General features: G+C 40.0%; 11 protein-coding genes. 4 read left to right on the top strand and 7 right to left on the bottom strand.

What is annotated here, in order from left to right; translation table 11 throughout:
- Positions 1-174 precede the first annotated feature (174 nt).
- The 3 genes from HWQ42_RS17200 to HWQ42_RS17190 form a co-directional block, all read right to left on the bottom strand.
- Complete coding sequence (locus tag HWQ42_RS17200) at positions 175-510, bottom strand: XisI protein (protein ID WP_292814256.1); 336 nt, start codon at positions 508-510, stop codon at positions 175-177.
- Positions 498-911, bottom strand: a complete 414-nt coding sequence (locus tag HWQ42_RS17195; RefSeq protein WP_292814254.1) for an element excision factor XisH family protein — start codon at positions 909-911, stop codon at positions 498-500. The genes HWQ42_RS17200 and HWQ42_RS17195 overlap by 13 nt, the downstream gene beginning before the upstream one ends.
- Before the next feature lie 1,262 nt (positions 912-2,173).
- Positions 2,174-2,812 carry a hypothetical protein gene (locus HWQ42_RS17190; RefSeq protein ID WP_292814252.1) on the bottom strand — a complete coding sequence of 213 codons (639 nt, stop codon included), beginning with the start codon at positions 2,810-2,812 and terminating at the stop codon, positions 2,174-2,176.
- Positions 2,813-2,998: 186 nt separating this feature from the next.
- On the opposite strand from HWQ42_RS17190, the gene HWQ42_RS17185 reads away from it, so the two are divergent.
- Complete coding sequence (locus HWQ42_RS17185) at positions 2,999-3,379, top strand: mechanosensitive ion channel family protein (protein ID WP_292814258.1); 381 nt, start codon at positions 2,999-3,001, stop codon at positions 3,377-3,379.
- Positions 3,380-3,980: 601 nt separating this feature from the next.
- Here the strand turns inward: HWQ42_RS17185 and HWQ42_RS17180 are convergent.
- Positions 3,981-4,274: a hypothetical protein gene (locus HWQ42_RS17180; protein ID WP_292814250.1), complete on the bottom strand. Its 294-nt coding sequence runs from the start codon at positions 4,272-4,274 to the stop codon at positions 3,981-3,983.
- 276 nt (positions 4,275-4,550) lie between these two features.
- Here HWQ42_RS17180 and rpaB point away from each other — a divergent pair, with 276 nt between their 5' ends.
- The gene (rpaB, locus tag HWQ42_RS17175) at positions 4,551-5,324 is read left to right on the top strand and encodes a response regulator transcription factor RpaB (RefSeq protein ID WP_292814247.1); all 774 of its coding nucleotides are present in this window, start codon (positions 4,551-4,553) and stop codon (positions 5,322-5,324) included.
- 271 nt (positions 5,325-5,595) lie between these two features.
- On the opposite strand, the gene HWQ42_RS17170 is transcribed toward rpaB, so the two are convergent.
- Together HWQ42_RS17170 and HWQ42_RS17165 are read right to left on the bottom strand one after the other, a co-directional pair.
- On the bottom strand, positions 5,596-6,903 hold the full coding sequence (locus HWQ42_RS17170; RefSeq protein WP_292814245.1) for an Nramp family divalent metal transporter: 1,308 nt from the start codon (positions 6,901-6,903) through the stop codon (positions 5,596-5,598).
- Positions 6,904-7,166: 263 nt separating this feature from the next.
- Positions 7,167-7,571, bottom strand: coding sequence for a helix-turn-helix transcriptional regulator (locus HWQ42_RS17165; protein ID WP_292814242.1), 405 nt, complete (start codon positions 7,569-7,571; stop codon positions 7,167-7,169).
- Positions 7,572-7,703: 132 nt separating this feature from the next.
- Here HWQ42_RS17165 and HWQ42_RS17160 point away from each other — a divergent pair, with 132 nt between their 5' ends.
- Positions 7,704-10,187 (top strand): heavy metal translocating P-type ATPase, encoded by a 2,484-nt coding sequence (locus tag HWQ42_RS17160; RefSeq protein WP_292814239.1) that lies wholly within the window; start codon positions 7,704-7,706, stop codon positions 10,185-10,187.
- On the opposite strand, the gene HWQ42_RS17155 is transcribed toward HWQ42_RS17160, so the two are convergent.
- Positions 10,165-10,575, bottom strand: coding sequence for a hypothetical protein (locus tag HWQ42_RS17155; RefSeq protein WP_292814236.1), 411 nt, complete (start codon positions 10,573-10,575; stop codon positions 10,165-10,167). The two genes, HWQ42_RS17160 and HWQ42_RS17155, sit on opposite strands and share 23 nt — an antisense overlap.
- Before the next feature lie 211 nt (positions 10,576-10,786).
- On the opposite strand from HWQ42_RS17155, the gene dinB reads away from it, so the two are divergent.
- A complete protein-coding gene (dinB, locus tag HWQ42_RS17150; protein ID WP_292814233.1) occupies positions 10,787-11,704 on the top strand; it encodes a DNA polymerase IV in 918 nt (305 codons plus the stop codon).
- The last annotated feature ends 35 nt before the right edge of the window (positions 11,705-11,739 follow it).

Here is an 11,739-nt window from a genome sequence, read left to right as displayed (position 1 = left end):
TTGATGGTTATTTTGTTTATTCATGTTATTTTAACATAACTACTCTTGGAGAGCCACAAAATTTTACCCGATTTTATACAAAGTAAAGTAATCTTTTTGTTACCTCATAGCTCTCTATTAACTAATATATGCTCAATCGCAATAGTGGCAAAGATTCTGCATTTTGCATCATGTTTATTCCACAGCAAATCCCGATAGTTGGCGCATTTTAGGAGTATGAAAACCGATGACAATATCTTGTTTAGGTACACCCATTTCTATCAATTCTAAAGCAATATCTACTTCCGTTGTATTTTGTTGAATCCAAATTTTATTATTTTTGATATCTAGGTGCATTATTGGGCCATATATCCGTTTTTGATTGTTCCATCCAATGCTAATAATTTGATAATGGTCATACTCTACGTCAAAAATCTGTTCGACTTCTACATCTCCATAACTAGGCTTGTACTCAATATACTTAGTTAATAATTGCTTAACTTTTGTACGGTATTCATTTAACTTATCCATTGATCTATTTCCTCAGTCTCAAGGTTATAAATAATTAACTTCAATTTGTTTTCGTTGACTACAGTTTGAATAAAAGGCAAATTAAAAAAATCATTATAAGTGACCAATGGTACAGCTAAATATAAATTTCTCGAAGGTTCTTCTGCACGTAATGCAGTCCGATAATTAATAAATTGTCCTAGTGCCATGTGAAATTCTGAAATTTTCGATGCACTGACAAAATTTTTGATTTCAACTGCTATTTTTTCCCCAGCTTTTTCCGCAGCTACTAGGAGTTCTGCACCTAAATCAATCTGAACATCAACTCCACCACACCGAATATTTAGCGGATCGTCTGTAACTGACCAACCATCTTTCTCTAGTGCAGTCCTCACAATATTGTGGAATAAATCACGAGCCATACGAACTATCCAATGAATAACCAAAGCAATTGGGGTAAGCAGTTTTGCTTTGGTTTTAAACGCTTGACTAGTTCATCTGGTATTTGAGTGGTTGGTTTTGCCATGCTTGAAACCATTAAAGTAGTTTGCTCACATTATGCTTTAGATTACGTTGTAATACAAGACTACAACGCAAAATAAGGTACTCTTATCTTTTATCCGGCAAAAACTACGATAAAAACTACTTTCCTTGATACATAACACTTTCACCAACATGCTGTCCGTTTGCAGACTAAATGAAATTTGTGCGGACTAAGTGAAATTCTGTTGCAGACTAATTGAAAATCTACTTGTGCAACCCTGATTCTTTCGTAGCCCCAGAGCGATCGCTACAATCAAAGTTTTGCTTCAAAGCCTTGTGCGGTAATGAATTGAGACGTTTTATGTCCATTTTGTGGAAAATTTCATTTAGTCTGCGAATTTAGGGGGAATTTTTCACTTAGTCTGCAAAAAAATTTCATTTAGTCTGCAACAAAAGTTGCTCAAACCCTTATTCTTGCGTTTAAAAAATTTCACTTAGTCTGCAAACCCACAATGCGATCGCGGAGGGTGCATGTTGGCAACGGAATATAAACTATTCCGCTGCCGATAAATTTTGCTTGTCTTAGTATCGTCTTTGATGCGTCATCCAAGCGATAACCATTTACAGGGTGCTAACTTCCAGTTATGGTTAGCCGTAAGTTATTATAGGCACAATGCAACTATAACTTTGACTGAGTGCAAAGATAGTTTACAAAAGTTGCTCAGGCGGTTGCCTTAGTCTATGGGAATAAAAAAGTTCAACAATTTCTGTTAAGTGCTTTACCCCGCTCCAAGCATCCGTCCATAAATCGCTTGAAAGAGCCTGTACGCCGCATCTACGCTACGTTATTATTAGAGCGATCGCCATCGGCTCATAGCGGTTACGCCATCGCTCTTAAGCTCTTCAAAGATTTCTGGTCTTATTTCCCGGCAACTCTATTATTATCCAGTCAAAACAATTCAAAATTCAAAATTATCAATTCAAAATTAATACCCCACGCATTTATGCGGGGGCTTGAATATCGATACTACGTGTTTGATTTTTTTCCTAATTGAAATTAGGGACTTGTATCCCAAATGAATCAATTCAAAATTTCTTTCCTATTAATTTTTAATTTTGAATTTTTAATTTTGAATTTCATTAAGTGGTCATCAGTAATGGGGAGTATATTTTCCACTGTTGTAGAGTTTCTTGTTCTTGACTAATAAATTTCGTCTTCTTCATCTACCCAATCTTCATCCCAGAGAAGTTCATTATAAACCTTAGTAGCTTGAGATATTTTTAGGTTGTGAGCTGCTGTCACACAATTTCTTGGTTGCCAGCCAATGAGGGCGTATCTCCCATGTAAATATCTGACAGCATTTTTGCAGTCATTAATTACTGGAATATCCTCTTTGATGTATTTTCGCAATTGGACTCCTAAACGAATTGCCTCCATTTCATAATTGTGAAAATGGGATTCTTCAACATCAGGTGTAGAAATCAGCAATCCTCTCACCCAGGCATGATTTTTATAGATAGCCTTCGCTACAACTAAATTGACTTGTTTTGGTGTCCAATTGCTCCTTTCTAAAAAGTTATCTATTGCTGATTCATCATCTAAATCTATATCTACGTTAGATTCTGAAAGTATTTCCGAGATATCTGTATTTTCTAAGAACAGTTCGTACCACTCTTGAAAAGTTTCGGTACTAAATAGTTTTCTGGCTTCTTCAAATGAAATTTTCTCCCATCCAGCATCTGTAACTATTTCGTTACCAGTAGGAGCAATGAACAGATTTTCTTCTTTTACCATCCAAGGGAAGGGTGTATTGTGATTTTTTCTCTTTCGTTTACCCATTGAACTGCTATAGAGGATCACTCTTATTATCCTGTCTCCTATCCTACCTGACAAATTGAGTGTCTCTAGTCCATGAAAAGCGATGCTAATAGAAACCATTACAAAAATAATTTGATTTCGATAAAATCTAGTTAATATTAATTAGCGGAAGTAAAAATATTTTGTTAGAGTCTTTATGTTTGCCCGATTTCTCGCCTTCATCTTCCCGTTGGCGTTGCCTATAGCTCAGATCCCAAAGCAGTGCAATCTGCTCTGTTAGAGGCTGCTTCTAAGCATCCCAATGTATTGCAGACTCCTTTGCCTCTAGTACTGTTTAAAGAGTTTGGCAACAATACCTTAAATTTTGAGTTATTAGTCTGGACTGCGGAACCTAATAAACAATTTTTGCTCAAAAGTGATTTATACTACATTATTTACGAAGTATTACAGCAACGAGAAATTGAAATTCCTCTTGCTCAGTTAGATTTACATCTGCGTTCTGGTAAGTTGGAATTTACGCCAGAAATGCAGTGTCCTTTGAATCATAATGTGGGAAAAATTTTGATCCATAAATTAGAAAAAAATTAACGAGAATTCAGGCTTTCGCGCCGATCACAAAATTAAACTCTGCATCAAATCATGAGAGAGAGTTGAAATTCTGAATCATAATTAGAGAATGAGTTGAAAAAACACATTTGGACAAAACTTGTACAAAAAATCTCTGAAAAAATTGCTCTAATTTAAACTTTCAATTCAAAATATGGTTCAAATACCCATGTTATGGTTCAAAACTTTTGTTTTAGTAGATATCTGAGTAAAAATAAAATATTTCATTGTCCAAGCGATCGCTCTGTTGTTTGGCGATCGCCTACTCAAATCGTAGCTGAATAATAATGATAATCAAGCTGAAGTATTGATACAAGCGACGTTTGCATCAGTCTTTTTATCCCCTACACGATAATCATTATTAGTAAAAAACTCGAATAATAAAAGTGAACTATAAATTGGATACTCATTTCTGAAGCATATCATGAGTTAAAATCTCATTTTTTAGTTCAAATCACATGCAGTTAGCTTTAATACAGATGGTTGAACGATTATCAAATCAGGAGTCAGACATAGATTCAACCAATGCAATTGAAAAGGGTACAGAGGGTATAGATGCATGAGCGCTCGTAATCATGGGGGTCTACCCACAAAAATCATCTACCCGAATATCCCGCCAGACATCAGAAACCTGCCAGCCGGAGTTACCCACAGATTGTACTGGAGGATTGTCAAAAAATGGAATATAGTCAGGAACTCTAGGCTCTGGAATCGCTACTGGTTTCTCCTCAACCTCAACCACAGGGGCTGGAGAATTGACAGTATTAGCTTCAAAAAGTTGGTCTTCTGCCTCCTCGATTAGCTTCATCTGTCTCAGGGTAAGCTTATCAGATTTTTTGATAATTTTCTTTGTATGTATCTCATTAGAAGTTTTCATTGGCTGTTCCCTGGAAGACATTGGTTTAAAATTTGTCTGAGTAAAGTTGCAAGAAGATAGGTATTAATAATTGCATAGAATAAACACTCTACTGCAAAACTATGGAAAATACGAGTCCCTTGCAGAAGAATTTATTAATTGTGTACAAATCTGTTTTCGGGTAGATGTCCCAGCATAATCTGTTGCACAGATGCAAGTATTAAGCGATCGCTTCTTTCCTCATGACTGTACCTGAAGATTGTTTTGCAGTTTTGACTCCTAATAAGCAGATAATGGATGGTTAAGAGTTCTCGCTCATTGGGAACAGCGTTGAGAAACTTATCAGGTGATAAAGGCACAATCTTAGTAGTAGATGACGAAGCCAGCATTCGCCGAATTTTACAGACGCGTCTAGAAATGATTGGCTACAGTGTAGTTACAGCTAGTGATGGTGAAGAAGCTTTGTCAGCTTTTCACCTGTTGACCCCTGATTTGATAGTTCTGGATGTGATGATGCCAAAGCTCGATGGTTATGGTGTCTGTCAAGAATTGCGGAAACAATCAGACGTACCAATTATCATGCTAACAGCCTTGGCAGATGTAGCAGACCGAATCACTGGGCTGGAACTCGGTGCTGATGACTACATGACAAAACCTTTCTCACCCAAGGAATTAGAAACTCGGATTGCCTGTGTACTAAAACGGCGCTCCCACAAAACCAGTATCAATACTATTCCTAACTCTGGGATAATTCATGCAGGCGACCTGAAAATCGATACAAGTAAGCGGCAAGTCCATAAAAATGAGCAACGCATTCGGTTGACAGGTGTGGAGTTTAGCTTATTAGAGTTGTTAGTGAATCATTCAGGAAAGATTTTTTCGCGATTAGAAATATTACAACAATTGTGGGGCTTTATACCAGAGATGAATACAGATACCCGTGTAGTAGATGTGCATATCTCACGATTGCGGACAAAGGTAGAATCCGACCCCAACGACCCAGAATTCATTATCACAGCAAGAGGTAATGGTTATTTTTTCCCACGAATTATTGATTCAGAACATGATTGAAGAAATTGAAGAGAAAAAGCAATCAGAATTCAAAATTGGTGAATACTTCACCTATATTCCCGCAGCGTCAAGCCCCGTAAATACCGAAATTTTGGGCAACTAGAAACTCCATTTATCCCGCTAATTTTAAGGTTAGGGCAACGAAACCAAGTTTTAGGTGGGATTTCAAGACTTGTGTGTACACCGTAGCCCTTTTGACAAAAGTCAAGACAGATACACGAGATTGTTCTTGACTAGATCCATCCTAAGCAGTTTAAAGCTTGAAACCCAGTCAACCCAAAATACTTTGTAATAGCAACCAAACATTTAGACCGACGATAATAATAGCAACTAACCAAGCTAGAGATTTTAGCCACAGGGGATTTACAAACTCTCCCATTAAGTAACGGTTACTTGTAAACATCACCAATGGAATCACTGCAAACGGTAACTGCAAGCTAAGGATAACTTGACTTAGAACTATGAGGCGGCTTGTGCTATTTTCCCCAAAGATAATAATTGTAATCAACGCTGGAATAATAGCAAGCAGACGGGTAATCAAACGCCGTAACCAGGATGGAAGGCGAAATTGTAAAAAGCCTTCCATGACAATCTGCCCAGCCAGAGTTGCAGTTAGTGTTGAACTTTGCCCGGAAGCAAGTAAGGCAATGCCAAAAATAGCACTAGCAGCACTAACACCTAATAATGGTGAAAGTAATTTGTAAGCATCTTGAATTTCTGCCACATTCTGATTACCAGAAAAATGAAATGTTGCGGCAGACACAATTAAAATTGCTGAGTTGATAAACAGTGCCAAAGATAGAGCAAAAGTTGAATCAATTGTGCCAAACTTAATTGCTTCCCATCTTTTTTCAGTAGTAGGTTGCCAATCACGGGTTTGCACAATAGATGAGTGTAAATATAAGTTGTGAGGCATCACTGTTGCTCCTAAAATGCCAATAGCAATGTAGAGCATTTCTGGGTTTTGTAAAATTTCTTTCTTGGGCAGATATCCAAGCATTATCCCCCCCATATCAGGTCGAGAGAACAGAATTTCTGCTGTGAAACAGATGCCTACGGTTGCTACCAGCATTATTACCAGGGCTTCTGTATAGCGAAAGCCTTTACTTTGCAGGAATAGCAATACCAAGACATCCAGCGCAGTGATGCACACACCCCATAGCAAGGGAATACCAAATAAAAGTTGCAGGGCGATCGCACTTCCCAGTAGTTCAGCTAAGTCACAAGCGGCGATCGCAATCTCACATAGTATCCACAAACAAAAGCTTACCCTTCGTCCGAAATAATCCCGACAAGCCTGCGCCAAATCTCGCCCCGTAGCAACTCCCAAACGTACACACAAAGATTGCAGCAATATTGCCATCAGGTTCGACAGCAGGATCACTGTTAACAGAGTATAACCAAACTTTGACCCCCCAGCTATATCTGTTGCCCAGTTTCCAGGGTCTATGTATCCGACTGAAACCAAATACCCTGGGCCTCCATAAGCCAGCATCTTGCGCCAAAAGCTTTTGGTGTTAGGGACTTTTATACTGCGGTGAACCTCTGGTAAGCTAGGTCTCTTTTCTGGGGGAGTCATTTACTTTGCCGTTTAATATTTTCATATTATTTTCATAATTCATCTTTTCATATTCTTCTCATTATTTGGGAATATCTGGCATGAATATTAATCTTCTCAAGATTTTTACTTGTGAAATCTTGTCTCACACCAATAAGTCTTGTATGTTTTTATACTTTTGCTAGAACAAAAATCTAATAAGATTTGAAGTTCGTAAAGAATTTTTTTGCAATCAAGTTGCACAATAATTAATTATGGGAGGTAAAAAAATGACCAATCAGCAACTAAAGATTTGATTCATCTAAGTGTTCCTCTACAGAACGGTATAGGTTAATGATGTGACTATCAGCCAAACTGTAATAGACATTTTTACCTTCTCGACGATAGTTGACCAAACGCATCGCTTTAAATAAACGTAGCTGGTGACAAACAGCTGATTCCGTCATTTTTGTTAATGCAGCTAAATCACAAACACACAACTCTTGGAAAGCCAAAGCTGAGATGAGGCGTAGGCGATTCGGATCTGATAGGATTGCAAAAATTTCTGCTATTTGCTGTGCTTTAGAAGTTGCTAAGATTTGCGTTTGAGTTGAACGCACATTATCTAAATGCACCAAATGAGTGTCACAGCTTGGCACATCAGGATTTTGTCGGTTGTCGAAGTCTTGCTTTGCCTTGCCCTTGTTCATGCTTTTGTGCGTAAGTAATGGTTATCAATTTCATAATATCTAAAATGATAACCATTGTACAGTTGAATATTTATTCAATTGTTGTAGTAAGATATTGGCAGTTAACTTTGTAGTTTTTTATGTAAAGCTGCTATGACTCAAACCCCTTCCTTCAAAACCCAGTTTTTGCAAGTTGATGGTATGGACTGCGGAAGCTGTGCTAAAACGATTGAAGCCAGCTTGCAACAGCTACCCGGTGTGATGGAAGCATCAGTGAGCTTTGCGACTGCAAAAGCCAAAGTTTTATATAACCCGGAGATCCTGAGAGAAGCTGAAATTATAAATTGTATAACCCAAGGCGGTTATACAGTTGAGCAGAGTGATGAACTAAAGTCTCATAATCACAGCAATTCTTGTGAAGGTGAACACGACCATAATCACGACCACGTTGAAGCGGACGTTAGTCAAAAGTTGCAGGCAAAAGTCGGTGGGATGGATTGTGGCAACTGTGCCAAAACTGTTGAAGTTGGCTTGCAGCAAATCGCTGGAGTTTTAGAGGCATCGGTTAGCTTTGCGACTGAAAGAATGCAGGTATCTTACGATCCGCAACAGGTTAGTGAAAAAACAATTTACGACCGAGTTAAAACTTTAGGTTATACAGTTGAACAGAGTCATGAAGTAAAGCCTCATAATCACACCTCTGACTGTAATGGCAACCATGACCACCATCACACCCATTCCCATGACAGCGACCATGAGCATTTGGAAGTAGCTTCTCCTCAAAAACTACAAGCAAAAATCGGTGGGATGGACTGTGGCAGCTGTGCCAAAACTGTTGAGGTTGGCTTGCAGCAAATTGCCGGAGTTTTAGAGGTATCGGTTAGCTTTACGACTGAAAGAATGCAGGTATCTTACGATCCGCAACAGGTAAATGAACAGACAATTTCAGATCGAGTTCGGATTCTGGGTTATACGTTTGAACAGATTGGTGAGATAAGCTCTCATCAACATACCCACAGTCGTGACCACGATAATTCAGTCTCGAAACCAACTCAAAAACGCGACCCAGCAAGCTGGAAATTCTGGATTAACAACCGCCGAGGACAGAGCGTAATTTTAGCGGGATTGGGGTTAGTCCTGGGTTTGCTGACTCAACATTTGGCATTACCGATCTGGATAGCAAGGGCTTTTTATGGAATTGGCATAGTAATTGCAGGCTATCCTATTGCACGGGCAGGTTTGTTTGAGTTGCGCTTGCGCCGTGCCGATATGAATCTGCTGATGACCATATCAGTTATTGGGGCAGTAATTTTGGGGGACTGGTTTGAGGCAACGCTAGTCCTGTTTTTGTTTTCTTTAGGTACAACACTGCAAGTTTTTACCTTTGGTCGCACGCGCAATGCTATCAGCGCTCTCATGGATTTAACTCCACCTACTGCTACTATCAAGCGAGGGAATAAAGAAGTTACAGTTCCCGTTGAAAGCATTCAAGTTGGTGAAATTTTGACGCTTCGACCCGGAGGGCGCGTGGCGTTGGATGGCATAGTTATTTCTGGCAGCAGTGCCATTGACCAATCGCCAATTACAGGAGAGTCAATTCCAGAAGATAAAGCACCAGGCGATACTGTCTTTGCTGGAACATTGAATCAATCAGGCTTTTTAGAAGTTAAAGTAACTCACACTGTTAGTGATACAACTGTTTCTAAAATTATTCATTTGGTAGAATCAGCTCAAGGAAGTCGCGCTCCTTCTCAGCAGTGGGTGGATCGGTTTGCTCTTGTCTACACACCCATTGTAATTTTGATTGCGATCGCCATTGCCCTAATTCCGCCTTTGGCTTTTGCTCAACCTTTTAACGTCTGGGTTTATCGGGCGCTAGTGATGTTAGTAATAGCTTGCCCCTGTGCTTTAGTAATTTCTACTCCTGTTTCAATTGTCAGCGCCATTGGTGCAGCAACTCGTAAGGGCGTTTTATTCAAAGGGGGTAATGCGCTGGAAACCGCCGGACGTTTGACTACTTTTGCTTTTGATAAAACTGGTACGATTACGCAAGGGCTACCCGTTGTACAAAAGGTTTATGACCTTGGCAAGGTAAGCGCAAACATGGTGTTACAGATTGCAGCTTCAGTTGAGCAACAGTCTGAGCATCCGCTCTCCAAGGCAATTGTAGCCAAGGCTCATGAGCAAGGCATGGAGTTAGAAGCACCTATTAAATTTACAGCACTACCTGGGAAAGGGATTCAGGCGAACTTGAGGGAGCAGTTGTACTTCATAGGCAATCAAAGGTTGTTTTTAGACCAAGGTATTTGCTTATCTGGTGAAGCGGAATCTTTGTTAACTGAAATTGAACAACTCGGTCAAATTCCGGTGCTGATAGGGACAAATGAAGGGTTATTGGGAGCGATCGCACTTTCTGATGGCATCCGCTTGGAAGCTACAGAAGCCCTGCGACAATTGAGGCGGGTTGGATTAAAGCGGTTGGTAATGTTGACAGGCGATCGCACTGCTGTTGCCAAGCAAATTGCCCAGCAAGTTGGAATTACAGAGTACCGAGCAGAATTACTACCCGAAGATAAACTTGCAGTTCTTGAAACATCTATAAGTTGTCTTTCTCTCAATTGCGGTCATTGCCATTAGGAGCAGACAGTTGAATCATCTCAGTAAAACGTGAATACTTAACCGCATCCGTAGGGGGATAATCTGCCGACACTGCAATTAACCCAATTTTTATATCCTCGAAATAAATCACACCCCCAATGTGCCCTTCAAGAAAGAAAGCTCCATGAAATAAATGATATGGAGCTATGTAAATCAGCAAAAAGTCACTAATCTTTATTGCCCTGTCAAACATCTGCTGACAAGTTTTTTGGAGGACGGCATCTAGATATTCATTATAGGCAGGCTCACCCAGGTCAGTGAATTCCGGTAGATCCGCAAAATGATCCATGTAAAATAGCCAAATATCGGACAAGTCTGCGTCATTCGTGAGTTTCTGCTTAAGTTCTTGCAATCGGTCGATATTCATATTGTGGATATTGAGGAGATGGGGTAAACAGACAGTACTGTTAAAAAATTATCAATTATTTTTGCATTAATGGGGGATAAAGAATTGCCACCAAAGGGTTCTACTAAATGGTGGGGGACTTAGATGACGAGACTAGTGCTAGTGTACTATAAGATTTGTAGTTTAGGATTTTTTTTGCTCGTGGCATAGTGCGTAAAAAATGAGACTGTTTGTGGTGGAGCTACCCTTGGGACAAGAATCTGTCGCTAAAACTAGGAAAATAGTTCACGTAGACATGGATGCCTTCTACGCATCGGTGGAACAGAGGGACAACCCTAGCTACCGAGGCAAACCGTTAGTCGTCGGTGGCAGTCCCAATCAGCGAGGTGTGGTTGCAGCAGCTAGCTATGAAGCTCGTAAGTTTGGGATTCACTCAGCAATGCCTTCAGTAACAGCGATCGCAAAATGCCCTGGACTGATATTTGTCAGACCAAGATTCGACGTTTACCGAGAGATTTCTGCTACAATCCACGCTATCTTCAAACGCTACAGTGATTTAGTGGAAGGGGTTGCACTAGATGAAGCATACCTGGATGTGACTGAGAATAAGCAAAGTATCCCCTACGCTTCTACTATCGCAAGACATATTAAAACTGCGATTTTCCAAGAAACCCAGTTGACGGCAACCGCAGGCGTGTCGATTAACAAGTTTCTTGCAAAAATGGCATCAGGGCAGAACAAGCCGAATGGGTTGACAGTGATTTTACCAGAGCAAGCGATCGCCTTTGTAGAACAGCTGCCGATTGAGAAGTTCCACGGCATTGGAGAGGTTACGGCAGCGAAAATGCACTCGCTCGGCATTCATACTGGCGCAGACTTAAAGGAGCGATCGCTGACTGAGTTAACACACCACTTTGGTAAAGCAAGTCATTATTACTATAAGATTGCCAGGGCAGAAGATGACCGCCCAGTTGAGGCAAATCGGGTTCGTAAGTCAGTTGGTGCAGAAAACTCGTTTGCTAGAGACTTAAGTGATCATAGTGAAATGTTGCAGGAACTCGAACAGATTGCCCAAATTGTCGAGCAACGGTTAGAGCAGCATGAAACACGAGGACGCACGTTAACCCTGAGTGCGATTCGTTCAGTCTAAACCGAGTAATCGGGGGATGACTGGCTTTGATTGAG

The organism is Nostoc sp. JL23 (assembly GCF_017115065.1).
Taxonomy (GTDB): domain Bacteria; phylum Cyanobacteriota; class Cyanobacteriia; order Cyanobacteriales; family Nostocaceae; genus Nostoc; species Nostoc punctiforme_A.
This window is presented reverse-complemented; position numbering and strand designations above follow the sequence as displayed.

Coding starts and splice junctions, on each gene's coding strand:
- HWQ42_RS17165 (WP_292814242.1), bottom strand. CDS start 7,571: ATGAACAAGGGCAAGGCAAAGCAAGACTTCGACAACCGACAAAATCCT.
- HWQ42_RS17190 (WP_292814252.1), bottom strand. CDS start 2,812: ATGGGTAAACGAAAGAGAAAAAATCACAATACACCCTTCCCTTGGATG.
- HWQ42_RS17195 (WP_292814254.1), bottom strand. CDS start 911: ATGGCTCGTGATTTATTCCACAATATTGTGAGGACTGCACTAGAGAAA.
- HWQ42_RS17200 (WP_292814256.1), bottom strand. CDS start 510: ATGGATAAGTTAAATGAATACCGTACAAAAGTTAAGCAATTATTAACT.
- HWQ42_RS17160 (WP_292814239.1), top strand. CDS start 7,704: ATGACTCAAACCCCTTCCTTCAAAACCCAGTTTTTGCAAGTTGATGGT.
- rpaB (WP_292814247.1), top strand. CDS start 4,551: ATGGTTAAGAGTTCTCGCTCATTGGGAACAGCGTTGAGAAACTTATCA.
- HWQ42_RS17180 (WP_292814250.1), bottom strand. CDS start 4,274: ATGAAAACTTCTAATGAGATACATACAAAGAAAATTATCAAAAAATCT.
- HWQ42_RS17170 (WP_292814245.1), bottom strand. CDS start 6,903: ATGACTCCCCCAGAAAAGAGACCTAGCTTACCAGAGGTTCACCGCAGT.
- HWQ42_RS17155 (WP_292814236.1), bottom strand. CDS start 10,575: ATGAATATCGACCGATTGCAAGAACTTAAGCAGAAACTCACGAATGAC.